The sequence below is a fragment of the Haloarchaeobius ordinarius genome (assembly GCF_051801355.1).
Classification (GTDB): Archaea; Halobacteriota; Halobacteria; order Halobacteriales; family Natrialbaceae; genus Haloarchaeobius.
Window position 1 is genome coordinate 2,066,829 of sequence record NZ_CP196560.1, and the last position, 23,836, is coordinate 2,090,664.

General features: G+C 66.1%; 25 protein-coding genes. 15 read left to right on the forward strand and 10 right to left on the reverse strand.

Features of this window, described 5'->3' with window-relative positions; translation table 11 throughout:
- Positions 1–200: 200 nt before the first annotated feature.
- From ACSC1R_RS10750 to ACSC1R_RS10760, 3 genes are all read left to right on the forward strand, one after another.
- Entirely contained in the window at positions 201–1,322 is a 1,122-nt protein-coding gene (locus tag ACSC1R_RS10750) for a pyridoxal phosphate-dependent aminotransferase (protein WP_439025747.1), read from the forward strand.
- Between the two features lie 70 nt (positions 1,323–1,392).
- The gene (locus ACSC1R_RS10755) at positions 1,393–3,132 is read left to right on the forward strand and encodes a bacterio-opsin activator domain-containing protein (protein WP_439025748.1); all 1,740 of its coding nucleotides are present in this window, start codon (positions 1,393–1,395) and stop codon (positions 3,130–3,132) included.
- A gap of 108 nt (positions 3,133–3,240) precedes the next feature.
- Positions 3,241–4,092, forward strand: a complete 852-nt coding sequence (locus ACSC1R_RS10760) for a UbiA family prenyltransferase (RefSeq protein WP_439025749.1) — start codon at positions 3,241–3,243, stop codon at positions 4,090–4,092.
- Positions 4,093–4,136: 44 nt separating this feature from the next.
- Here ACSC1R_RS10760 and ACSC1R_RS10765 read toward each other — a convergent pair whose 3' ends face one another.
- Positions 4,137–4,805: a hypothetical protein gene (locus tag ACSC1R_RS10765; protein ID WP_439025750.1), complete on the reverse strand. Its 669-nt coding sequence runs from the start codon at positions 4,803–4,805 to the stop codon at positions 4,137–4,139.
- Positions 4,806–4,915: 110 nt separating this feature from the next.
- On the opposite strand from ACSC1R_RS10765, the gene ACSC1R_RS10770 reads away from it, so the two are divergent.
- On the forward strand, positions 4,916–5,575 hold the full coding sequence (locus tag ACSC1R_RS10770; protein ID WP_439025751.1) for a type 1 glutamine amidotransferase: 660 nt from the start codon (positions 4,916–4,918) through the stop codon (positions 5,573–5,575).
- Between the two features lie 12 nt (positions 5,576–5,587).
- Here the strand turns inward: ACSC1R_RS10770 and ACSC1R_RS10775 are convergent, their stop codons facing one another.
- On the reverse strand, positions 5,588–5,971 hold the full coding sequence (locus ACSC1R_RS10775) for a histone acetyltransferase (RefSeq protein ID WP_439025752.1): 384 nt from the start codon (positions 5,969–5,971) through the stop codon (positions 5,588–5,590).
- A complete protein-coding gene (locus ACSC1R_RS10780) occupies positions 5,972–7,153 on the reverse strand; it encodes a redox-regulated ATPase YchF (RefSeq protein ID WP_439025753.1) in 1,182 nt (393 codons plus the stop codon). It lies immediately after the preceding gene.
- Positions 7,154–7,428: 275 nt separating this feature from the next.
- Here ACSC1R_RS10780 and ACSC1R_RS10785 point away from each other — a divergent pair, with 275 nt between their 5' ends.
- Complete coding sequence (locus ACSC1R_RS10785) at positions 7,429–7,923, forward strand: hypothetical protein (protein ID WP_439025754.1); 495 nt, start codon at positions 7,429–7,431, stop codon at positions 7,921–7,923.
- A gap of 19 nt (positions 7,924–7,942) precedes the next feature.
- On the opposite strand, the gene ACSC1R_RS10790 is transcribed toward ACSC1R_RS10785, so the two are convergent.
- A complete protein-coding gene (locus ACSC1R_RS10790) occupies positions 7,943–8,797 on the reverse strand; it encodes a polymer-forming cytoskeletal protein (protein ID WP_439025755.1) in 855 nt (284 codons plus the stop codon).
- 160 nt (positions 8,798–8,957) lie between these two features.
- On the opposite strand from ACSC1R_RS10790, the gene ACSC1R_RS10795 reads away from it, so the two are divergent.
- On the forward strand, positions 8,958–9,155 hold the full coding sequence (locus ACSC1R_RS10795) for a DUF5800 family protein (RefSeq protein ID WP_439025756.1): 198 nt from the start codon (positions 8,958–8,960) through the stop codon (positions 9,153–9,155).
- 133 nt (positions 9,156–9,288) lie between these two features.
- Positions 9,289–9,537 carry a UPF0058 family protein gene (locus ACSC1R_RS10800; protein WP_439025757.1) on the forward strand — a complete coding sequence of 83 codons (249 nt, stop codon included), beginning with the start codon at positions 9,289–9,291 and terminating at the stop codon, positions 9,535–9,537.
- Between the two features lie 63 nt (positions 9,538–9,600).
- Here the strand turns inward: ACSC1R_RS10800 and ACSC1R_RS10805 are convergent, their stop codons facing one another.
- A complete protein-coding gene (locus tag ACSC1R_RS10805; protein ID WP_439025758.1) occupies positions 9,601–10,137 on the reverse strand; it encodes a DUF7097 family protein in 537 nt (178 codons plus the stop codon).
- A gap of 59 nt (positions 10,138–10,196) precedes the next feature.
- Entirely contained in the window at positions 10,197–11,891 is a 1,695-nt protein-coding gene (locus ACSC1R_RS10810; RefSeq protein ID WP_439025759.1) for a hydroxysqualene dehydroxylase, read from the reverse strand.
- 233 nt (positions 11,892–12,124) lie between these two features.
- On the opposite strand from ACSC1R_RS10810, the gene ACSC1R_RS10815 reads away from it, so the two are divergent.
- From ACSC1R_RS10815 to ACSC1R_RS10830, 4 genes are all read left to right on the forward strand, one after another.
- On the forward strand, positions 12,125–12,421 hold the full coding sequence (locus ACSC1R_RS10815) for a NifU family protein (RefSeq protein WP_439025760.1): 297 nt from the start codon (positions 12,125–12,127) through the stop codon (positions 12,419–12,421).
- A gap of 37 nt (positions 12,422–12,458) precedes the next feature.
- Positions 12,459–12,806, forward strand: coding sequence for a DUF192 domain-containing protein (locus ACSC1R_RS10820; RefSeq protein WP_439025761.1), 348 nt, complete (start codon positions 12,459–12,461; stop codon positions 12,804–12,806).
- Positions 12,807–13,068: 262 nt separating this feature from the next.
- Positions 13,069–14,607, forward strand: a complete 1,539-nt coding sequence (locus tag ACSC1R_RS10825) for a 2-isopropylmalate synthase (protein WP_439025762.1) — start codon at positions 13,069–13,071, stop codon at positions 14,605–14,607.
- A gap of 62 nt (positions 14,608–14,669) precedes the next feature.
- Positions 14,670–15,134 carry a DUF7522 family protein gene (locus tag ACSC1R_RS10830; RefSeq protein WP_439025763.1) on the forward strand — a complete coding sequence of 155 codons (465 nt, stop codon included), beginning with the start codon at positions 14,670–14,672 and terminating at the stop codon, positions 15,132–15,134.
- A 17-nt stretch (positions 15,135–15,151) separates the two neighbouring features.
- On the opposite strand, the gene ACSC1R_RS10835 is transcribed toward ACSC1R_RS10830, so the two are convergent.
- The 3 genes from ACSC1R_RS10835 to ACSC1R_RS10845 all read right to left on the reverse strand — a co-directional run bounded on the left by ACSC1R_RS10835 (position 15,152) and on the right by ACSC1R_RS10845 (position 18,088).
- Positions 15,152–15,739: a sensor histidine kinase gene (locus ACSC1R_RS10835; RefSeq protein WP_439025764.1), complete on the reverse strand. Its 588-nt coding sequence runs from the start codon at positions 15,737–15,739 to the stop codon at positions 15,152–15,154.
- 197 nt (positions 15,740–15,936) lie between these two features.
- The gene (locus tag ACSC1R_RS10840; RefSeq protein WP_439025765.1) at positions 15,937–16,908 is read right to left on the reverse strand and encodes a transcription initiation factor IIB; all 972 of its coding nucleotides are present in this window, start codon (positions 16,906–16,908) and stop codon (positions 15,937–15,939) included.
- 91 nt (positions 16,909–16,999) lie between these two features.
- Entirely contained in the window at positions 17,000–18,088 is a 1,089-nt protein-coding gene (locus ACSC1R_RS10845) for a M48 family metallopeptidase (protein WP_439025766.1), read from the reverse strand.
- Between the two features lie 193 nt (positions 18,089–18,281).
- On the opposite strand from ACSC1R_RS10845, the gene coxB reads away from it, so the two are divergent.
- The 4 genes from coxB to ACSC1R_RS10865 all read left to right on the forward strand — a co-directional run bounded on the left by coxB (position 18,282) and on the right by ACSC1R_RS10865 (position 22,593).
- The gene (coxB, locus tag ACSC1R_RS10850; protein WP_439025767.1) at positions 18,282–19,070 is read left to right on the forward strand and encodes a cytochrome c oxidase subunit II; all 789 of its coding nucleotides are present in this window, start codon (positions 18,282–18,284) and stop codon (positions 19,068–19,070) included.
- Positions 19,067–21,700 (forward strand): cbb3-type cytochrome c oxidase subunit I, encoded by a 2,634-nt coding sequence (locus ACSC1R_RS10855; protein WP_439025768.1) that lies wholly within the window; start codon positions 19,067–19,069, stop codon positions 21,698–21,700. The genes coxB and ACSC1R_RS10855 overlap by 4 nt, the downstream gene beginning before the upstream one ends.
- Before the next feature lie 11 nt (positions 21,701–21,711).
- Complete coding sequence (locus tag ACSC1R_RS10860) at positions 21,712–21,981, forward strand: cytochrome C oxidase subunit IV family protein (RefSeq protein ID WP_439025769.1); 270 nt, start codon at positions 21,712–21,714, stop codon at positions 21,979–21,981.
- An 87-nt stretch (positions 21,982–22,068) separates the two neighbouring features.
- Positions 22,069–22,593 carry a GNAT family N-acetyltransferase gene (locus tag ACSC1R_RS10865; protein WP_439025770.1) on the forward strand — a complete coding sequence of 175 codons (525 nt, stop codon included), beginning with the start codon at positions 22,069–22,071 and terminating at the stop codon, positions 22,591–22,593.
- A 5-nt stretch (positions 22,594–22,598) separates the two neighbouring features.
- Here ACSC1R_RS10865 and ACSC1R_RS10870 read toward each other — a convergent pair whose 3' ends face one another.
- A complete protein-coding gene (locus ACSC1R_RS10870; protein ID WP_439025771.1) occupies positions 22,599–23,807 on the reverse strand; it encodes a PAS domain-containing protein in 1,209 nt (402 codons plus the stop codon).
- Between the last annotated feature and the right edge of the window lie 29 nt (positions 23,808–23,836).

The following is a 23,836-nucleotide window of genomic DNA, read 5'->3' on the forward strand; positions in this document are numbered from 1 at the left end:
ACTACCACCGTGAGCGAGTTCGGCCCGGTAACCGACACGTTAGCCGATGCCTGCTGGCGATTTCGAGGGCTCTCGGCCGGGTGCCCACTGGGAAACGCCTCATAGATAGCGGGTGTTGTTGCTGGTTCTGTCGCGGTGTGACACACGTGGGAACACGACTCACATCAAGAGTTATCCGCTCGCCCTGCGCGCTCTAGAGTATGACGGAGTTCTCAGACCGCATCGAGCAGGTCAGCATCAGTGGTATCCGAAAGGTCTTCGAGGCCGCAGGCGAGGACGCCATCAACCTCGGGCTGGGCCAGCCGGACTTCCCGACGCCCGAACACGCCAGGGAGGGGGCAATCGCGGCCATCGAGGACGGCCGCGCCGACGCCTACACGTCGAACAAGGGGACCGAATCCCTTCGCGAGGCCATCAGTGGCCGCTACGCCGAGGACCGCGGCATGGAGGTCGACCCGGAAGACATCATCGCGACGGCCGGCGGCTCCGAGGCGCTTCACCTCGCCATGGAAGCCCACGTCGACCCCGGTCAGGAGGTCATCTTCCCGGACCCCGGGTTCGTCGCCTACGACGCTCTCACGCGCATCGCGACGGGCGAACCGAAGCCGGTGCCGCTCCGCGAGGACCTCACGCTCGACCCGGCGACCGTCGAGGAGCACATCACCGACGACACCGCGGCGTTCATCGTGAACAGCCCCGGCAACCCGACGGGCGCGGTCCAGTCCGAAGAAGACATGCGCGAGTTCGCCCGCATCGCGGACGAACACGACGTGCTCTGTATCTCCGACGAGGTGTACGAGCACATCGTCTTCGAGGGCGAACACCACTCGCCCATCGAGTTCGCCGAGTCCGACAACGTCGTCGTCGTCTCCGCGTGTTCCAAGACGTACTCGATGACCGGCTGGCGGCTGGGCTGGGTCACTGGCTCCTCGCGCCGCATCGAACGCATGCTCCGCGTCCACCAGTACGTGCAGGCCTGTGCGTCGGCCCCGGCGCAGTACGCCGCCGAGGCCGCCCTCTCCGGCGACCAGACGGTCGTCGAGGAGATGGTCGAGACGTTCGAGGAACGCCGCGACCTCGTCGTCTCTGGCCTCGAAGACATGGGGCTCGAAGTCCCGACGCCGACCGGCGCGTTCTACGTGATGCCGAAGGTCCCAGAGGGCTGGGTGGACGAGGTCATCGACCGCGGCGTCGTCGTCGTTCCGGGCTCTGCTTTCGGTGAGCACGGCGAGGGCTACGCACGCCTCTCGTACGCGACGAGCACCGAGGAACTCGAGGAGGCCCTCGATATCATGCGCGAGGCGACCGACGCGGTCCGCTGAGGGGGCGCGCACCCTCCCTATACACTTAGGCTACATCGCCTTTGCCGTTCTATCGCGTATCGACTCACCAATGGCTACAGAGCTGTCCGCGGATTCCGAGTCGGACACACGGGCCGTAGAGCCCACAGTCCTCGTCGTCGACGACGACCAGGACCTCGCAGACACCTGCCGGTACTGGCTCGAAGGCGAGGACTACAGCGTTCAGACCGCGTACAGCGGTGAGGACGCACTGGACCGCATCGACGACGACGTCGACCTCGTGTTGCTCGACCGACGGATGCCGCGCCTCTCCGGCGACGAGACGCTGGAGGAACTCCGCGACCGCGGCTACGACTGTCCGGTCGCGATGATGACTGCGGTCGCGCCCGACACCGACATCGTGGACATGCCCTTCGACGAGTACCTCGTCAAACCGGTCGCGGAAGCCGACATCCTGGACGCCGCCGAGGACCTCCTGGCGCGGCGGGACTTCTCCGAGGCCGTTCGCGAGTACTTCGCGATGGAGGCGACCGAGGAGGTGCTCTCCACCCGGGACCGGGAGAACCTCCGGGACGCGGGTGTCCTCGTCGACCTTCGGGAGGAACTCTCGGAGACCTACGAGGACCACGAGGCCGAAATCGAGCGTCGCGAGCGACAGCTCGGTCGGCTCGCCCACGTGAACCACGTCATCCGGAGCGTCGACCGGACGCTCGTCGAGGCCTCGACGCGAGAGACCATCGAGACGGAGGTCTGTGACGCACTGGTCGAAACCGAGGCCTACCGGGGAGCCCTGGTTACGGGGTACAACGAACACAGCCGCGGGCTGCAGGCACGGGTGTCGGCCGGGGCGGTCGACGACGGCATCGATGCCGACCTGGACGGACAACTTCAGGCGCGCGTCGTCGAAGCCGTCGAGTCCGAGCAGTTGCAGGTGCTGTCCACCATCGACAGTGCTCACGCGGCGACGGTGTTCGACGGTGCTGTCGACCCCGACGAGACCGCCGCGGTCGTCGTTCCGCTCTCCTACCGCGAGAAGTCCTACGGCGCACTGGTCGTCTACACGACCGAGTCGTACGTCTTCACCGACCACGAGCTATCCGTGTTCGTCGACCTGGGTGACCACATCGGGAACGGCATCAACGCCGTCGAACAGCAAAAGCTCCTGCTGGCGGACACCATCGCCGAACTGGAGTTCCGCCACACCGACACCGACGACCCCGTCGTCGCGCTCTCGCAGGCGACGGACGCGACCATCGCCCTCCGCGGGGTCGCGTCGACCGACGAGTCCGGGCTGACCTGTTTCGTCGAGGCACACGATGCGGCCGCGGACGACCTCCTCGAGCGGGCTATCGAGCACGAGGCGGTCGACCACGTTCGACTCGTCACCGAGGGAGACGAGTCTCTGTTCGAACTGACGGTCAGCCGGGCGGTCATCGAGACGCTCTCCGGGGTCGGTGCGACGGTGAACACCTTCCGGGTCGAGGCGGGTGAGGGACGAGTCGTCGCCGAGGTCGCTCCCGACGCCGACCTGAAGGCTATCGCTGGCGCGGTCCAGTCCGCCTTCTCCGACGTGTCGGTGCTCTCGAAGCGCGAGGTCGAACGCTCCGTGCAGTCGACCGAGTCCTTCCGGCAGGGGCTATCTGACAGACTGACCGACCGCCAGCAGACCGCCCTGGAGACTGCCTACGCGGCCGGCTACTACGAGTGGCCCCGCGACAGCACGGCAGAGGAGGTCGCCGAGGCCATGGACATCGCCGCACCGACCCTCCACGAACACCTCCGTGCAGGCGAACGCAAGCTACTCGACGCGTTCGTGGAGGAGACGGAGTAGGCCGAGGCCCGTCGGCGAGCCACCCTGACACGACCCGACTCCGAGACTGCACCGAGTCAGTCGCCTCATCCCACGAAGTTATGTCATTTTCGTGCGAAGGGTTCGCATATGACGTTCTCTCGTCACGGGTCGGGTCCGAGAGCAGACGCGCAGGCACTCGCCTCGCAGGTCCACCCCGTGTTCATGCTCCCGCCCATCGCGGCCTCGTGGTTCGGGAGTATCCTCGCCGGTGAATTCGACCCGTTGCTCGGTGCAGTCCACATGACGGCCATCTTCTTCGCCGTCTACACTGCCCACGTCAAAGACGGCTACGTCGACTTCTACGTTCGTGGTGAGGACGACGACCATCCGCTGACCGCCAGAGGCTGTCGCCTGGCACTGGCCGGGGCGACCCTCGGCTTCGCCGGAATGGTGGGTGCACTCTGGCTGCTCGTCGGGCCATGGGCGGCCGTTCTGGCGGTCCCCGGCTGGCTCATCGGCTATCACCACGCGCCACAACTCGACACGAACCCGGTGACGACGACGACCGGTTATCCACTGGGTATCGCGCTGGCCATCGTCGGTGGCTTCTACGTCCAGACCAGTACCATCACCACGGTCGCGGTCGCCTTCGCCGCCGTCTTCCTCGTGTTGCTCTCCGGCGTCAAAGTCGTCGACGACGCCCAGGACTACGAGTACGACCGGTCCATCCAGAAGCGGACCGTGGCGGTCATCCTCGGCCGCGAGGGTGCCCGACGCGCCGCATTCAGCATCATGGGTGTGGGACTGGTCGGGGTCCTCGGATTCGCCGCACTCGGCGTCTTCCCACCATCGGCCGCGCTGGCCGTCGTGGTGTTCGTTCCCGTCGCGTTCTTCGCCTACCGTGGGACCGAGGAACTCGCGACCATGCTCCTGGTCAGGGGCTGTTACGTGTTCCTGGCGGCGTTGCTCGTGGCGGTGTACTTTCAGCCGCTCACGTGAGCGGGTGAGTCGACAGGTCGACGACCAGTCGGGGGGAATCCCGACTACTGCCGGTGCTTCGGTTTGCGGTCCTTCCCGCGCCGCCGCCACGGGGCGCGCCGCCCGACGGTCGCCCCGAGCATCGCGAAGAAAGCCGGGTAGCCGATGGCGGCGAAGGCGATGGCGAGCCACGGGTTCGGGCCGACCTCGTCCGTCGCGAGGGACTCCAGTCCGGGGATGTCACTCGGGGCCTGCAGGGTCGAGACCAGCATGAACACCACGGCGATGAAGAAGTAGCCGACGAACACCGCCAGCCCGCCCCGGACCCACGACGTGTTCTTCGGGCGGCGCTTCGCGGTCAGGTAGCCGGAGACGACGAGTAGCGCGGGTGGAAGGAGATAGAGTCCGAGCAGCCGGCTGTTGGCCGCTGCAAGCAGCGCGAGCGTACTCCCGGAGTTCGCGAACGCCTCCGTCGGCCCGAACGTGACGCCGTCGGTCGGGACCATGTGGGCGTTGTAGTACACCCACGCTGACACCCGCCATCGGCCGAGTTCGGCGACCGCGAGGCCTGCCTCACCGTAGTAGCGCATCTTGACGAGGAAGTGGACGAGCCCGAGGCCGACGAGGAACGTGAACGCGCCGACGGCCGACCCTTTGACCCAGAGAAAGAGGGTCGCGACGCTGTCGGGTTCGGTGTCGCGTTTGAGTTCCCGGTAGTCGTGCGCCTCGGACATGATCGCTCGTTTATTCCCTTTTCAGACCTTGGTATTCAACTTGCCGGAGCCAGTGGTGCGTTCCGATAGTGACCCCAGTCGTTACGACGCCCCGGGTCTATCTCCAATCGATGCTCCTCTCGCTGGAGAACGAGGTCGACCCCGACGCCAGGTACCTGGGAGACGCGCTGCGCTCGTTGCTCACCGAGTACGAGACGTACGACTACACTCGGGCGGGCAGTCGCCCAGCGGTAGACGACCTGCTCTCGCGCGGCGTCGAGGGGGTGGTCGTCGGGGGAAGCACCGCAGGCGTCTACGAGGCCGACCAGTACCCGTGGATGCGCGACGAGGCCGCGTTCGTCCGAGAACTCGTAGAGCACGACGTCCCCGTCCTCGGCGTCTGTTTCGGCCACCAACTCGTCAACGAGGCACTGGGTGGGACGGTCGAACACCACGGCCTCGACCACCGGCTCGTCGCTCCGGCACTCGCCGACGACCCGCTGTTCGAGGGGGTGAACCCGACGGTTCCGGCGGTCCACAGCGACAGGGTGGTCGAACCCGGCGACGGGATGGTGGCCATCGCCTCGACCGACGACTACCGGTACTTCGCGACGCGCCACCGCGACGCCCCGGTGTGGACCGTGCAGTACCACCCCGAGTTCCAGGAGCCGCTGCTCCCGCGAATCCGCGAGGACTTCGGCTGGACCGAGTCGGGGCGCTCGTGGGCCGACGTGACGACCAGACGGACGCTCCGGAACTTCGAGCGGCTGGCGGCCGCGCATTCCCAGTGAGTCCGTGGTGGCTCAGTCCTCTCTCGCGGCCGCCTGGCACCGGTCTATCCACCGTCTCTGGTAGGTCTCGGCGCTGACGAGCCGCCCGTGCAGGTCCGTGACGCGAGTGATGTCGGCGTCGCGGCACCAGTCCACGCAGCGGCGGTACAGCTCCCGGGGGTGGTCGTCGCGGTCGTGGGTCACGTGGAGTTCCGCTGCGCCCGCCAGCGAGGCGACGAACGCCCGGGTGTGGCCGTCGATGAGCGTCCACTCCCCGTCGAGGTCGATTACTGGGAGTGGGTCGTACTGTGGGTCGTCAGGGTCGCACCACGAGAGCACGCCGTCGAGTTTCGCCTGGCTGAGGTAGAACTGGCTCGGCTGTGGCTCCGCGATCGGGAGGGTGAACGAGTCTGGCATCTACTTCGCCGTCGAGACGATCTTCACCACGTCTCCCTCTTCGAGTTCGTAGCTGTCTGAGATGTCCCGGTTTGACTTCGCGTCGACAGCGTGGAGGTAGCCGTCGCCGATGTCGGAGTGGACGGTGTACGCGAGGTCGACCGGGGTCGAGCCGCGGGGCAGGAGGAACGCGTCAGGGAGGACGTTGCCTTTGGCGTCGGTCCACTTGTTCGCGTCCTGCACCGGGAACGCCGTGAGGTGGTCGAGCAGGTCGTACACCGCATAGTTCAGGGCTTCCTGCACGCCGGTGCCGCCCCACCGGTCCAGCGTCTCCTGGAGGCCGGAGAGTGCGGTCTGCTGTCCCTCGGAGATGTCGCCGACGATTTCGAACGTCTCGTCGCCGGGGTCGTAGTCGATGACGCCCGCTTCGGCCCCCTTGCGGAGCGCGAGTTCGCCCTCGGCCGTCGTCGGGATGACCGGCTTGCCACAGTCGAGCAGTCGCTGGAGGTTCTCCTCGGCGGCCACGTCGGCCTTGTTCGCGGCGACGATGATGGGCTTCGTCCGGGCACGGATGGCCCGGGCCAGGGCCTCGCGGTCCTCGTCCTCCCACTGGATGGGGTCCGCCGGGTAGTCGAGGTCACGGAGGACGGCCTGCACGTCGGCCGGCCCCGCCCCGAAGCCGGTGAGCATGTCCGAGAGCGCCTCGTCGAGGTCGAAGTCGGGCGAGCGGGACTTGCGCTCGACGGACTCCCAGTTCCGGGTCACGATGCCCGTGAGCCACATGTCCATCTCCTCCTCGATGAAGTCGATGTCTTCGAGGGGGTCGTGACTCCCCGGTTCGACTGGTTCGCCTTCGGCGTTGGTCGCACCGGAGGCGTCGACGACGTTGATGATGACGTCGGCGTTCGTCAGGGCGTCGAGGAACTGGTTGCCAAGGCCCTTTCCCTCGTGTGCGCCGGGGACGAGGCCGGCCACGTCGAGCAGTTCCACGGGGACGTAGCGCTTGCCGTCGTGGCAGTTGTCGTCGCCACAGCGTTCCGCTCGCTCCAGACAGGGGCACTCGGTCCGGACGTGTGTCACCCCACGGTTGGGGTCGATGGTGGTGAAGGGGTAGTTCGCGATGTCCACGTCCGCCAGCGTGGCCGCCTTGTAGAAGGTAGACTTGCCGGCGTTTGGTTTCCCGGCGAGCGCGATGGAAAGCATACCCGAGTATACTCCCGTCCGGTGAAACACTCTTTCGGTCGCTGGAGTCCGTTCACGCGTGCCCTGCTCGCTCACCACCCCGGAGTTGTCCAAGTCCGGTCTTCTTCGCGGTAGTGCATCGCAACGCGCCCGCGTCCCGCAGCGGCTCCCCGCCCCACACCGGAACCTGACACCCTGTCACACACGTCACAGGCTCACAGAAACCACGGGACAACGACGCGATGAGCCTTCGATTCGAAACTAATTAACCAGATTTCGGTAGAGAATCAATGGAAATGCGACGACGAACCCTCCTCGCAAGTGCGTCGACAGGTATCGCCCTCCTCTCCGCTGGCTGTGCCACGACCGTCAGCGTCGACGATTCACCGGGTGCCACCGGGGCTCCCGACGAGACCGACGAATCGACCACGCCCTCGACTGTCCGGACCACGCAGTACGCCCCGAACATGGACTTCCGCATCGTCCGCGTCGACGACGAGACGGTCAAACTCGTCCACATGGAGGGCAAGCAGGTCGAAGACGACGTGACGAAGAAGGTCACCGTCTCCGTCGACGGCCAGCAGGTCCCCGTCGTCGACGAGGCGGGTGCCGAACACGAGTACATGGTCGCCGACGACGACGCCCTCGGCGAGGGTGAGTCCGCGGCGACGGTCTACCCCGTCTCCACCGGGAACCGGTTCTACGTGAGCGCCCCCGACGATGCCGCGGTGGCCGTGGTCTGGTACGGCGAGGACGGGCGCGTCGCCGTGCTCGAAGAGAAGCAGGTCTGAAAACGAGCCGAGAGCCGACTCACTCGATGTCGCGGTTCGCGATTCCGCGCATCGTGACGTTGCCCCGGGCACGCATCGTCCCGTCGACCTCGGCCCCTTTCGAGAGTTCGAGGTCCGAACAGGACACGTCGCCGAGGACGAGCGCACCGGGCGCGATGCGGACCTCGCCCTTGCGTGTGGTCACGTCGCCGTGGACGCGGGTGCCCTCGCCGATGAGGATGTCCTCTTTCGCACGCAGGCTCCCGAAGATGTTGCAGTCCTCGCCGACCTCGATGGATTCGGCGCGGATGTTCCCGTGCAGGCGGCACTCGTCTCCGACGCTCGCAGGCGTCGAGACGCGCCAGGCGTCGTCGCTCACGGTGGCGTTCCGCGGCACGACGAGCGGGTCCTCGTCCGGGTCTTCCTCGTCGGTCATCTGGTTGACCAGTTCCGTGGCAGCTTCCTCCTCGCCCATGAGCATGAGCTGTTTGAGGTAGACGAACAGGAAGACGATGGTCGGCATGGGGTTGCGGATGACGATCCAGCCGTTGGCCTCGAAGCCCTCGGCGATGTCGACCTCGTCGCCGATATCGAGGTCGCCGGAGACCAGCAGCCGTCCGCCGATGTGGGTTCGTTCGCCGATGAACGCGTCCCGACCGACCAGGACGTTCCCCGCTACGTCGGACCACATGTCGAGTCGGCAGTCGGCTTCGGCCTCCACACCGCCTTCGATGCGGATGCCTTCGCCGCCGAGGACGTTGCGTCCCCGGACGCCGAACTCGACCGTCGAACGCCCGCCGATGAGGACGTCCCCGTCGGTCACGAGGTCGTGTTCTTCGACCGTCGTGCCGTCGGGGATGGCGAGTTCGTCGAGTGGGTCCGTTTGCAGCGACACACAGCCACATCGTCTCCAACCGGTATTAAACCCCTCGTCGGCGTCTGACGGGCGTCAGACGCTGTCTCCGGCGTCTGGTTCGCCGGGCATCGTGGGCGGGCGCTCTCGACGATTGATTCGTCTCATCAGGGTTTTATTCGTGAGTCACATCAGCCCAGCCATGACCACACTTTCGTTCGACGAAGACGGTTGTGACGTCGTCTACGAAGGGACCGAGTTCCGACTGGAGAAAGACCTCATCGAGGAGGCCACCGGGAAGAACTACTACGACGTCACGGACCACGAGGTCCTGAAGATCGTCGAGAAGAACCCGGCACTCGGGGGCGAGCCCCGTCGTATCGGGGACATCCTCGCCTGAACGGCCGGCGTTTTTCTCGACATGCTACCGGCACGTCAAAACCGGTTTCGAATACGCACAGACACGTTCGTAGCGGTCCCTTTCTTCGACAGGCGACGACTTTAGGCTGACCGAATCCCTACCATCGAACCAGATGCGAAAACAGGAGCTCCTCCACCTCCACCAACTGCTCAGCAAGATTCGTTCGGTCGTCGAAACAGAGGAATCCGTTCCCCCCGGTGCGTTCGCGGCGTACGACGCCTACGGCGTCGGTCCGTACTCGTTCAACAGACAGAAGGCGGACCACGAGGAAGCCATCAGACGGCTCCTCCGCGGTATCGTCGCCACCATCGAGGCACGCAAGCGCGAGGCGGCAGAACCCGTCGACGAGATGCTTTTGTAGGGATGGGACGGTACGTCGGTCGGTGACGACTACTGGCGAGGCTGGAAACGGGGGCCGGGCCGTTCACTCGTCGTCCCGCCGACGCTTGCTCGCCGTCTCGAAGCCGAACTCATCCATCTCGCGCCCGCGGCGTTCCTCCAGCGCCGCGATGGCTTCCGGGTCGGGACTCGCGTCGTCGGTGACTCGCGCCCACGAGTTGTGGACCTTCGCGTGACACCACCGACAGAGGTACACCGTTATCTCGTGGCTCGTCTCCCGGGCCTCGTCGGCGTAGGAGAGGTGGTGTTCCTCCAGCAGCGGCCGGTCTGCCGAATCGTGGGCCATCCGCTTCTCTTCGAGGCCGCAGCGGGCGCACTCCCGGTCGGTCGCGGTCGCCCGGAAGTGCGGGCAGTCCGCCCAGGTCCAGTCGGCGTCGGTGTCGTCGCTGACGACCGGGCAGGCGAAGTCATCTTCTCGTCGGTCGACCGCGAACTCGCGGTCGTGCTGGGGCCACTCGAAGGCGTAGCGACAGGTCCCCTCGCCGGTCAGGTGGTCGCACAGCTCGGCGTGGTCGTAGGGGTCGTCCACTCCGACCGGGGTCCCCGTCGGCGTCTTCTTCATCTGCTGTGGCTGGTTGGACCGTGCGGGGTTTGAATCGTACGGGTTCGGCCCTGGGCCCGTCACTCCGAGAGGAACCGCCCGAACAGCGGCGACGACCGCATCCCGCGGTACACCTGCCAGAACTGGTCGCTCCCGGCCGCCGGGTGGGGCAACCCGAGGCGCAGGTGCAGCGCGTCGTGCTGGCGCATCGGCTCGAACACCGCGGGCCACTCGAAGTCCCAGAGGTCGCACCGGGTGGCCCGACTCCCGGTCCGGTCGAGAATCGCGTTGACCGCTCTTCGGGCCGCCTCGTTCGCGCACTCCATGCTGGCGAGGTCGGTCTCGGTTCGGACGTAGTCGGCGGCGAGGACGAGGTTCGGGCACTCGGTTCGGGCCTCGGGTCGGTACCGGTGGCTCCCGACAGTGTTGATGAGCAGGGACTCCTCGTTGCGGAGTTCGCCGGCCACCTCGTCCCACTGGACGGCCGGGTCGAGGTGGGAGTCCAGGAGTACGTCGTCGGGCAAGACCTCGTCACCTCCCTCGCTACCCCCAGCCTCACCGCGGTTCAGGTGCGCCTGTAACTGCGCCCATACTTCTGCGGCGACCTCCTCCCGGGTGCACTCGCGGGCCGGTTTCCCGTACAGGATGCCGGGTTCGTCCCACTCTGAGACGATGACCGACAGGACGCCCTCGCACTCGTCGTACCGGTCGAAGTCGTGCTCTGGCCAGAACTGACGCTGGCTGATGGACGTGAGCGCCCACGGCGCGTCGTAGTAGACGCCGTGCCCCCGGACCGTCGGCACGTCCCGCCGGAGGTAGAACTGGATGCCGTTCATCCAGCCGCGGTCGAGTTCGCGCACGCCGGAGAGCGAGGGCGCGGCCGCTTCGAGGTCGGGGGTGAGCAGGTCCAGAACCACGTCGGAGGGGAGCGCGAGGACGTACTGGTCGGCGGTGACGAGCCGAGGTTCGCCCTCTCTCGCGACCTGCACACCCGTCACGTGCTCGCCGTCGGCCTCGATTCCGACCACCGACGCCCCGGTGTGGAGCGTCACCCCGAGGTCGCGCAGGTGGGCGACCCACGGGTCGATGAACACGTCGTTGGTGGGGCCGTCGAGCAGCCGGTCCGCGTCGAGGCCCGGGTCGAGCAGGCCGCGGACCATCTGGAGGTAGATTCGGCCGATGGTCCGGGCACTCGACACCTCGGGGCGCATGGCCACCAGCGACTGGGTGATGCCGTAGCCGAGGAACGTCTGGTAGGCCTCGGACATCTCCTCGGCGCGGATGAACTCCCACCACGAGACGTGCTCGTACTCCTCGTCCCACCGACGCTCGCAACTCGTCAGCAGTGTCAACAGCTTGTTCGCGAAGAACGCCGCCTCGTCGCGGGGGACCTGCGACCCGAACATGCTGCGGAGGCGGTCGCGCCACGCCGAGAGCGAGTCGGGGACCGAGACCTGCATCTCCTGTGATTCGCCGGTCGTGACCGCCTGGAGCATCGTGTCGGTGGTGACGAGGTGGTCGTGGACGCTCCCGCGCTCGGTCGGAATCCGCCGCATGGTGTCGGTGAGGTGCGTGTAGAACCCCGGGAAGAACCGGAAGCCGTGTTCGGCGGGGAGTGCGGCGTCACCGTCGGTCGGCCCGGGGAAGCTCCGGGCCTTGCCGCCGAAGCGGTCGTGGTGTTCGTACACCGTCACGTCGAACCCGCGGTCTGCGAGTTCGTGGGCGGCACTCAGGCCGCCGACGCCGCCGCCGAGGATAGCTATCTCGTGAGTCATCTCGATGGTCGCGAGCAGGAGTCGTCCGTCGCGTACCGGAGGTTAGGAACCGGTCGACAAGTACCTTGTCCGGGAGCAGGCCGGGTGTGGAATCGTCTCCGAGACTGGAAGTGCTGACCCTTCGCGGGAGGAGGGCCTCCAGGACTCGCGCTGGTGGCGATGACCGCGACCGCCACCGGCAGAGTCCCCGGGAGTGAGAAGGCATTTGCCGGTCCGGGTTCTCTGCTTTCAGCATGACCGACGAGGCCGACCTCAGAGACCGTCTCGGCCAGTTCCTCGCCCGGAACTTCCCGCAGATCGAACTCCACGGCGGCAGTTACGACATCGCTCACCTCAACGCGGAGGACGGCAGTGTCACCGTGTTGCTCACCGGCGCGTGTGACGGCTGTGGCATCTCCGACCTCACCATCGGTGCGGTCCGGAGCCGGCTGCTCGCCCAGTTCCCCGAACTCACCGAGGTTCACGTCGAGACGGGTATCGGCGCAGATTCCGGACCGATGCAGGACGACTTCTCCGACGTCCCCTTCTGACACAACCACTATACTCCGGCCTATCGAACGGGCAGGTGTGCGACTGCTTCACAGCACCGGAGAGACGGCGCAGGTACTCGCGAGCGACGTCGAGACCGCGGACTCGACGTTCGCCCGGGCAAGGGGGCTGATGTTCCGACGGTCGATTCCCGACGACTACGCGCTGGTGTTCCGGTTCGACGGCGCGAAGACCCGGGACGTCCACATGTTGTTCGTCCCGTTCGCCCTCGACGTCCTCTGGCTGGTCGGGGACGAAGTCGTCCAGAAGAAGCGGCTTCGGCCCTGGGTCGGCCTCGGTCGTGGCACGGCAGACACGCTCGTCGAGTTGCCGGCCGGGGCTGCAGACGACGTCTCCGAAGGGGACATCGTTCGGCTCGACGGGTGACGCTGCAGCAGTATTCGACGATCGAGACACTGGCCCGGATTCTCCCGCACGTCTCACTGGTGACTCCTCGATATCACCAGACGGAGGTTCTCCCCGTCTGATGTCCTTCGTCTCGTCCAGTCGGCCACCGGTTGCGATGTGGGCGACGGCGGCGCGACGCCGGTGGCTCCAACTGACAATATTTGCAAGAGCGACAGGTCCACCTGTCGAACTGACTCGCTTAACCCCCTCGACGGCCCATGGTCAGATGGACTAATGACCGGTGAACGTTTTATTCGGGGGCTCCCCCGAACACACACAGCTGTCCCAATCTAACGTGCGATTCCTGGACACCACGCTCCGCGACGGCGAACAGGCACCCGGCGTCTCGATGACGCCAGACGAGAAAGTAGAGGTAGCGAGAGCACTCGATGCGGCGGGCGTCTCGTTCATCGAGGCGGGCAGCGCCTGCACCGGGGTCGGTGAGCGCGAGACCATCTCGGAGGTCACCGCACAGAACCTCGATGCGACGGTGACGAGCTTCGCCCGGGGCATCCAGCGTGACATCGACCACGCGCTCGACTGCGGGGTCGACGGGGTCAACCTCGTCGTGCCGGCCAGCGACCGCCACGTCGAGACGAAAGTCGGCTCCTCTCACGAGGAGGTGCTCACGAGCACCGCCGACCTCGTGGCGTACGCCAAAGACCACGGGCTCTGGGTCGAGGTCATCGGCGAGGACGGTTCCCGGGCCGACCTCGACTTCCTCGACCGGCTCGCGGCGACCTCGTTCGACGCCGGTGCGGACCGGGTCTGCTACGCCGACACCGTCGGCCACGCCGGCCCCGAGCGCACCGCCGAAGTCGTCGGCGTGCTGGCCGAACACGGCCCGACGAGTGCGCACACCCACGACGACCTCGGCCTCGGTGTGACGAACGCCCTGGCCGCGGTGAACGCGGGTGCAGACCTCGTCCACGCCACGGTGAACGGCATCGGCGAGCGCGCCGGCAACGTCGCGCTCGAAGAGGTCGCGATGGCGCTCAAGCACGTCTACGACGTGGAGACCGTCGATACGACCCAGCTCTACCGCCTCGGGGAAGTCGTCGCCCGAACCACCGGCATGCGGCCCGCCCCGAACAAGGCGGTGACCGGCGAGAACGCCTTCGCCCACGAATCGGGCATCCACACCGACGGGACGCTCAAGGACGACCGGATGTACGAACCGTACCCGCCGGAACAGGTGGGTCGCGAGCGCCGCATCGTCCTCGGGAAACACACCGGGCGTGCGGGCGCACGCGCCGCACTCTCCGAGCACGACGTCGAGGTCTCCGACGAGGAACTCGGCCGCGTGGTCGAGCGCGTCAAGGAGATGGCCGGTCGTGGCAAGCGCGTCACCGACGCGGACCTGCTCGCGGTGGCCGAAGACGTGACCGACCACGTGCGCGACCGCCGCGTCGAACTGCTGGAGGTCACCGCGACCTCGGGCAGTCCGACCCCGAGCGCCTGCGTGCGTCTGGACGTCGACGGCGAGGAAGTCGTCGCGTCTGGCACCGGTTCTGGCCCGGTCGACTCCGCTGTCTCCGCGGTCAAATCCGCGGTGAAGGACTTCGGTGACGCCCACCTCAAGTCGTACCACGTCGACGCCGTCACTGGTGGCACCGACGCGGTCGTGACAGTCGAGGTGACCATGGCGCGCGAGGACCGCGAAGTGACGGTCGCGCACAGTGACGCCGACATCACCCGGGCGAGTGTGACCGCGATGGTCGACGCCCTCGACCGATTGCTCACCGAGACGCCCCGCGCTGCGGCCACTGCAGACGACTGAGACGACGCTCGACCGAACTTGCACGGTTTTTTAACCACGAATTATCGTATACACTAGTGGGGATGCCTTACGACAGTCCGACTCAATCGCCGGCGCGAGCGCAGTTCGCCGACGAGACGCGTCCGAAAAAACGAATCGTCGAACGGACGGATGGGGTGGTAGAGCGGTTGCGGGCGGAACTCGGTGACGACCTGAGCCTGGTCGCGTTTTACAACGAGGACGTACTCGAGATACACTTCGTCCACGAGACCGTCAGAGAACAGTACCGACCGACCGACCTCGATGCACTCGCGAGTGACCTCTGTCTCGACGCGCGGATGGGGGACGCCTACCAGGAGTCGCTCGTGCAACTCGGCCAGCTCAACTTCGTCGTGACGGGCTTCGACGACGGCTTGCTGGCACGGGTCCCACTCGGGCAACAGGTCGGTGTCGCGGTCACGACGAACCTGAACGCGGGCGAGAAGATAGCGACACTGGTTCCGGCAGTCGTCGAGAACCACGACATCGTGGTCGCGTCACGGGGCTGACACGGGCGAGGCTGAATTCAGTCGACGATATCCACGCCAGTTATCTCGAAGCGAGCACCGGTAGCGGCCGCGCTGCCGTCGCTGCTCCCGTCGACGGGGTCACCGCCCTCTCCTCTGGGTGACCCACCGTCGGTGCTCGTTTCGGGACTGCGGTTGGTCGCCTCGATGTCCCAGCCGTGGGCGCCGATGATGGTCCGAACGACAGAGAGCCCGAAGCCGTGGCCGTCCTCTCTGGTGGTGAACCCGTCCTCGAGTGGGCCGACCCTGAGGGTCACCGTCTCGCCACCGTGGTCGACCGCGTTCCGGAACAGGTTCTCGAACACCTGACAGAGTCGGTCCGGACTCGCCAGGATTGGCGACACCTCGTCGTACAGCAGCGTCACGGATTCGGGCAGGGTGCCCACGCTCGCGGTTTCGATGACGTCTTCGAGGTCCGTCCGGACGGGTTCTTTCACCATACCACCCTGCCTGGCGACGCTGAGCAGGTCCTCGATGAGACGCTCCATCCGGTCGGTCACCGCCTCGAAGGCGTCGAAGTCGTCCGTCGTGGCCCAGAAGAACCGCGAGAGGACGTTCGGGGAGATGGTCACCCGGACGAACTTCACCTGCGTCTCGGGGACCGTCAGGATGGCCTCGCCGAGCGGGAACTTCTCGACCGGTATCTTGAACCGCCCGGTGATTATCGCGCCCTGATTTGGAGGGCGACGTGCTTTACCGTTATGACAACTGGTACCGTCACAAATGGGTGGCTGCCGGTCGCCGCGGCGCTCCGGTGTCGAGGGTGACCGCGGTAGAAAAAGAATCAGTGCGCGCTCTCGCCAGCGTCGGCGGCTTCGAGCAGTTCCTTGTAGCGGTTTCGGATGGTGACCTCGCTCACCTTGGCCACCTTGCTCACGTCGTTCTGTGTGACGCGTTCGTTGACCAGCAACGACCCGGCGTACACCGCGGCGGCCGCGAGGCCGACGGGGGACTTCCCGGACTGGAGGCCCTTCTCTTTCGCCGTCTTGAGGAGTTCGCGAGCCTGCATCTCGGCCTCGTCGGAGAGGTCGAGGTCGCTCGCGAAGCGGGCGACGTAACTCTCCGGGTCGGCGGGGGCGACCTCCAGGCCGAGTTCGCGGACGATGTAGCGGTAGGTCCGCTTGAACTCCATCGGGTCGACGCGGCTCACCGCGGCGACCTCGTCGAGCGAGCGCGGGGTGCCCGCCTGGCGGGCGGCCGCGTACAGCGAGGCCGTCGCGACGCCCTCGATGGACCGGCCGGGGAGGAGGTTGTCCTCCAGGGCACGCCGATAGATGACACTCGCCGTCTCACGGACGGTGTCGGGCAGCCCCAGCGAGGAGGCCATGCGGTCTATCTCGCCGAGCGCCTGCTTGAGGTTACGCTCTTTGGAGTCGCGGGTACGGAAGCGCTCGTCCCAGGTGCGCAGGCGCTGCATCTTGCGGCGCTGGCGGCTGGAGAGCGCTCGGCCGTAGGCGTCCTTGTTCTGCCAGCCGATGCTGGTCGACAGCCCCTTGTCGTGCATCATCTGCGTCGTGGGGGCACCGACGCGTGACTTCTCGTCTTTCTCTGCGGAATCGAACGCGCGCCACTCCGGGCCGCGGTCGATGGTATCGGTCTCGACGACGAGGCCACACTGCGAACAGACGGTCTCGCCGTGCTCCTCGTCGACGGCCAACCGGCCGTCACACTCGGGGCACGTGCGAGGTGCCACCTGCTCAGTAGTCTTCGTCGTCTCGGACTCTGCACTGAACGTGCGAATTCGTGTGTCTGACATCGTGGGGGGAGGGCAAGCGGCCTGACCGGTACGGGACCGTTCTTGCTAACCGAAAGTTAGCGGGTATAGAATATAAACTTTTCGTGTACACTTATATGTCTGCAGGACTTTCCAGCCGGTCGATGCGAGTCGAGACGGCCGGGTGGACGTCGAGTAGCCGACTGGTGGTCCCCGTCGGTTCGAAGATGAGTCGTCGCTCCAGCAGGGTCTCCAGCGCCCGGGCCATCGCGTCGGGCCCGACCGCCCGTGCTGCGTCGCGGTCCGCGACGAACTCGGTTCGCCGGATGAGCTTGAACCACACTGCGGCGTAGGGAACGAGGCCGATACCGACGATGCGGACCAGTCCCGGGTAGCCGAACTCGACGCCGACGAGGAGCGGGACGACGACCACCGCGGCGAGGCCGAAGCGCGCGACGACGTGGCCACGTCGGTGGTGTGCGACCTCGTGGGCGACGACGGCCGAGAGCTCGTCGTCCGCGAGCAGGTCGAACAGCGTCTCGGTCACGAACACGTAGCGGAGGCCGGGGACGACGCCCGCGGCGAAGGCACACCCGACCCGGGTCCGGGGGTCGACGACCCGGAGTCGAACCGAGGGAGAGAGGACGTCGGCCACCCGCTCGCGCTCGGCAGGTGTCGGTGCTCTCGTCCGCAACCCGACCCTGAGGACGACTGGGGAGAGCGAGATACTGGCGAGGACGACGCCGAGCGACCCGACCACGCGTGGCCACCCGTGTGGGACGATTCTGACGAGGGTAACGATGGCCGCGATGGCGGCCGTGGTCGCGACGGCTCGCGTCACGAACCACCAGAGGACGAACCACGCCGACAGCGCGAGGTGTCGGACCCGCTCTCGGAAGGGTGCGACTGCGACCGCGACCGCCGCGATGGATGGCAGGATACCGAAGACGAACACGCCCGCACCGACCACCACCGGCCGCAGGACGAGCGGGAGTTCGTCGAACAGGAGCTGCAACGAGGCGGCGGTGCCCACGACTTGCGCCAGTAGCAGGTTCGTCCCGATGGCGGTGGCGTAGCCGACTCGCCGAAGGTGTCGGAGTCGGGCGGCAGTCAGTGGTTCCCGGGCCGGTCGCGCGGTCAGGCGCGCTGCGACGGACTGGAAGACGACGTACCAGCCGACGGCGACCAGCAGATGGACCAGGACGGCGACGACGAGGGACACACTGGTCTCCTTCGCCGTGTGAGGAATTGAACCTTGGCCCCGGGCCGGGCAGGGCGGTGTGCTCCCGAGGTGACTGGTCAGGTGGCCCACAGCAGGACCAGTCGGATTCGCAGACCCCTACCCCGTGTTACCATTTCCCGTGTTAACCATACACAATATATAAATAGCCACCCGAACGAGGTTACAGATATCCATGCTCGGGGGAATCGTGTTGCAGGCCGGCGGTTCGGGCGGCATCGTCCCGCAAGGGTCACGGGCTGAGATATTCAGCCAGATCTTCGAGGTGTTCGTCGCGCTCGGAGCGCTCGTCGGCGTCGTCGTACTGTCGTACATGCTGTACAACGCGTACAGGTACCGAGAACACGAGGGACGTCCCGAGGACGACTACGAACGTCCCGTCCTCGGTGAGATTCCGACTGGCGGCGGGCACGGTCGCAAACTCCTTCTCTCGTTCACCATCAGTGCGGTCATCGTCGTCTCACTCGTCCTCTGGACCTACGGCGCGCTCCTCTACGTCGAACAGGGCGCGGCCGCGGCCCAGCCAAGTCCCGACAGTGCGGAAGTCATGACCGTCGAGGTGACTGGCTACCAGTACGGCTGGAAGTTCACCTACCCGAACGGCGAGCGCGTCGACGGCACGCTTCGGGTGCCGGCAGACAAGGAGATTCGATTGAAGGTGACATCCGAGGACGTGTTCCACAACTTCGGCGTGCCGGCGTTCCAGGTCAAGACGGACGCCGTCCCGGGACAGACGACCGTGACGTGGTTCGGCCCTGCGGACCCCGGGACCTATCAGGCACAGTGTTACGAACTCTGCGGTGCGGGACACTCGTTCATGGTGGCTGACGTCGTCGTCATGGAGGAATCCGAATTCCAGGAGTGGTACGAGAACATGGACAACGCAAGCAACGACGGTGGTTCGAACGACAGTAGCGTCAGTCAACCGGCCGCCTCGCTCGTGGCGGCGGAGGTTCAGGCATGAGTGCCGACGAGACCCCAGACGAGTCGCCCGAGACAGCCCACGAGCCCCAGACTGACGGTGGGTCCAAGACGGACGGTGGGACCCTCGTCGGCGGTGAGTCGCTTCCGCTCGACATCCCGTCGGGTCACGAGTCCGAAGACCACGGACTGCCGCCGCTTTACTCCATCCGGCGCTGGTTCGTCACGACGAACCACAAGGACATCGGCATCCTCTACACGGTGACGGCCCTGTTCTTCCTCATCTTCGGTGGGGTCCTCGCCCTGCTGATGCGGGCCGAACTGTGGGCACCCGGCGCGGACGTGATGCAGGCCAACGCCTACAATCAGGCAGTCTCCGCCCACGGCCTCATCATGGTGTTCTGGTTCCTCTCACCGTTCGCGTTCGGGTTCGCGAACTACATCGTCCCACTCCAGATTGGGGCGAAAGACCTCGCGTTCCCGCGACTGAACGCGCTCTCGTACTGGCTGTACCTCGCCTCGGGCATCCTCATGGGCATCTCGTTCTTCCAGGGCGGCACGTTCGCCGGCGGCTGGACCATGTACGCCCCGTTGAACATGCCCGTCTACACGCCGGAGGTCGGTGGGTCGACCGCGGTGTTGGCGCTGTTGCTGTTCGTCGTCGGTGTCACCGTGGGCTCGGTGAACTTCCTGACGACCATCCATCGCATGCGCGCGGAGGGCATGACCCTGCGACGGATGCCACTGTTCACCTGGAGCATCCTCCTCACCGTGTGGATGATGCTGTTCGCGTTCGCGGCCTTGCTCGCGGCGCTGATGTTGCTGAGTTCGGACCGCCTGCTCGGGACGACCTACTTCGCGTCGACCAGCCCCGACGGCTCGTTGCTGTGGGCGCACCTGTTCTGGTTCTTCGGCCACCCGGAGGTGTACATCGTCTTCTTCCCGGCGCTGGGCGCGATGGCCGAGATATTCCAGACGTTCTGTGGCCGACGCATCGTCGGGCGCAAGTGGTTCATCGGCGCGATGTTGCTCGTGGCGCTGCAGAGCTTCATCGTCTGGATGCATCACATGTTCCTCACCGGCATCAACCTCGAAATCAAGACGCTGTTCATGGCGACGACCATCGGTATCTCACTTCCGTTCGACCTGATGGTGTTCGCGCTCATCTACACCATGTTGAAGGGCCGGATACGCTTTACCACGCCCTTCCTGTTCGCCTTCGGCGGCCTCATGCTGTTCATCCTGGGTGGCATCACCGGGGTGTTCCTCGGGGCAGTCGTCCTCGACTACTCGTTCCGCGGCACCTACTGGGTCGTCGCCCACTTCCACTACGTGATGGTCGGCGGGGTGACCGGCCTCATCGCCGCACTGTACTACTGGTTCCCGAAGATGACCGGACGGATGTACGACGAGTTCCTCGGGAAGGTGAACTTCGCGCTGTACTTCGTCGGGTTCAACCTGCTGTACTTCCCGATGTTCATCGCGTGGGAGACGCCGCGACGCGTGTTCAACTACGCGCCCGGCCTGACCACGTGGCACCAGGTCGCGACCATCGGCGGGTTCCTCCTCGGGGCGTCGTTCCTCGTCATGTTCTACAACCTGTTCAAGAGCCTGTTCGACGGCGAACCGGTCGACGGGAACCCGTGGGAGTACGCCTCGACAGCCGAGTGGACGGTTCCCTCGCCCCCGCCGCTGGAGAACTTCCCGGGCACCCCGAGCTACGCCGAGGGGAGACTCACGTTCAAGAACGCGAGTGCCGATGCAAGCGGCGGGGCGACCGCCGACGGTGGCACCGCCAGCACCGATGGTGGGATGGTCACGGCGACTCCCGGTGGTGAACTGACGAGCACGGCCACGGAACACGACCACGAAGAGAGTCACGCGAGCATCTGGCCGTTCGTCATCAGTCTCGGGTCGCTCATCACGCTGTTCGGGCTGTCCGGGATGCAAGAGGGCGCGTTCCCGCCCGGCATCGAAGGTGGCATCTACATCGGGAACGCCATCGTCGGGGTCATCATCCTCGTCGGTGCGTGTATCGCGATGTCCCGCGAGACCTTCCACGGGCTCGAGGGGCCGTTCGGCGAGAGCTGGCCGTTCGCCGGCGTCGGCAACGTCAAACTGGGTGTCTGGATCTACCTGGCCTCAGACGTGGTGCTGTTCGGCGCGTTCATCGGCGCGTACGTGTTCTCTCGCGTCGCCTACGGCTGGTCGGACTGGCACCACCTCATCCCGGCCGAACACGTCGTCATGCCCGGGCTCATCAACACGTACATCCTGCTGACGAGCAGTTTCGCGGTCGTGCTCGCGCTCGTCGCGGCCGAGAAGGGCAACAGACTCGGTGTCGTCGCTGCGATGAGCACCACGTTCGTCCTCGGTGCCGCCTTCCTGGTCAACAAGGGCCTGGAGTGGCTGCACCTGTTCCACGTCCACTCGGAGGCGTTCCCACAGGGCTGGGACATCTCGACGAACATCGCGTCGACGACGTTCTACGTGACGACGGGCCTGCACGGCCTGCACGTCATCGTGGGGCTCATCATGGCGCTGTACATGATCGCCAGGGCCTGGCGGGGGGCGTACCTGGACGACGAAGCACCCATCGAGTACTTCGGCCTGTACTGGCACTTCGTCGACATCGTCTGGCTGTTCCTGTTCCCGCTGTTCTACATCCTCTGAGGTGACCAAGAATGTCCCATACCAAACTGTACACGGTGATTTACGTGGTGTTGTTCGTGCTCGCGACCGTCCAGGCCCTCATCGAGATGATGGGCTTTCTGGAGTCGGCCTACTGGGCAGCCTTCGCGATCATCATGGTGCTGTCGATGGCGAAGGCGGTCGTCGTCGCGGGCTGGTACCAGCACCTGCGCTGGGAACCGCGCTCGGTGACGACGCTGATGCTCATCGGCCTCATCGCGGCACTCGCACTCACGACCGCGGCGTCGTACTCCATCCTGTAACTGCAATCGGACCGTCTTCGACCGGCGGCGTACACTTCCTTCTGTCCGACCACAACGACGAACTCACTGGCGACCCTCTGGAGGACCATGCACGTCCGGGAAGCGACGCTCGCAGACGTACCGGCTGTCCGTGGGGTCCACGAGGCCGCAATCCGCGAACTGGGCCGCCAGACGTACAGTCAGGAGCAGGTCGACGCCTGGGCGGCCGGTGTCGCGTCGGCCGAGTACGCGGACATCGACGACGAGGACTGCTACTTCGTCGTCGCAGAACGGGAGAACGACGGACGAGACGACCCTGTCGTCGTCGCGTTCGGGTCGCTCTGGCTCACTGACCCGGCTACCGACGAGCAGTCGGTCGATGCCGAGGTGACCGCGGTGTACGTCCATCCAGCGGTTGCCCGGCGGGGTGTCGGGTCGCAGGTGCTCGCTGCGCTGGAGCGCGAGGCTCGGGCCCGGGGCGTGGAGACGCTCGGTCTCACCGCGTCGACAAACGCGGTCCCGTTCTACGAGGCGCACGGGTACGAACGGGTCACCGAACGGCTACACGAGTTCTCTAGCCACCTGTCGACCGGCGTCGAGGGAACGGTCGTCGTGATGGACAAGTCCGTCTGACCGGGTCACTCCAGTCCCGGTTCGCCTTTCAGTTCGGTGATGTCCTGCTGGAACCCGACGAAGTGAGTTACCCGCCCGTCGACCCGGATGGGCGCGAGGTTCACACGGTTCCAGAAGGGCGTCCCGTCCTTCCGGTAGTTGAGGAGGTCGACGGTCGTGACCGCTCGCGCGTCGATTGCGGCACGCAGCTGTGCAACTGCTCCCGTGTCGGTGTCGTCGCCCTGGAGGAAACGACAGTTCAACCCGAGTATCTCGGCCTCGTCGTAGCCGGTCAACCGACAGAAGCCGCCATTGGCGTAGATGACCGGGTCGTCGTTGGTCCCCGAATCGGTGATGACGATACCGATAGGCGCGGCGTCCATCGCCATCTCCTTCAGGGAGAGTTCCGCCTGGAGCGCCTCGGTGTCGCTCTGACCGTGAACGGTGCAGACGTAGGACCGGTCGGGCGGGCTGTACGTGAGCGTCACCTCGACCGGGAGGGGTGAGCCGTCTGCACGCTGGTGGATGGCGGGCCCTCGCCAGCGGTCGGGGGTGGTCCTGTTGAGTAGCGTCAGCAACGGTTCGCTCTTGCTGCCAGAGACGGTCAGCACGTCGAAGGACTCACCGATGAGGGTCTGGCGGTCGTAGCCGTGGAGGTCGGCGAACACCTCGTTCACGTAGATGAACGTCCCCTCGTCGTCGAGGAACGCGATTCCTTCTCCGGCGTGTTCCAGCGCCCGGAGGCTTCGCTCGGCGTTCTGTTCCGCCCGGTAGTGGGCCACGGCCTGCTCGATGCGGTTCGCGAGGAGCGCGTACTGCTCGCGACACCCCTTTTTCTGGAGGTAACCGGTCACTCCGGCCTCGATGGCATCGCTGGCGATTTCCTCTGAGCCTTTGCCGGTGAACAGGACGAACGGGAGGTCGGGGTCGTGCTGTCGGACCGCGGCCAGGAACTCGAGGCCGTCCATCCCCGGCATCTGGTAGTCGCTGACGATGCAGTCGACGGACTCCGACGCGAGCGTTTCGAGGGCCACAGTGGCGTCCGTCTCGGTGGCGACGTCGAAACGGGCGTCCTCGCGGTCGAGAAACTGGACCACGAGGTCGCTGACTGCAGGGTCGTCGTCGACGTGCAGGACACGGATGCGGTCGCGGTCATCGTGCCCGCTGAAGTCTGTGTCGGGGGCGTGTAACTCCAGGAATCCACGGCTGACCGGTTGGCGTCCCAGGGGGACCATGCAACGGCTATGAGTCGGGTAGCTAAAAC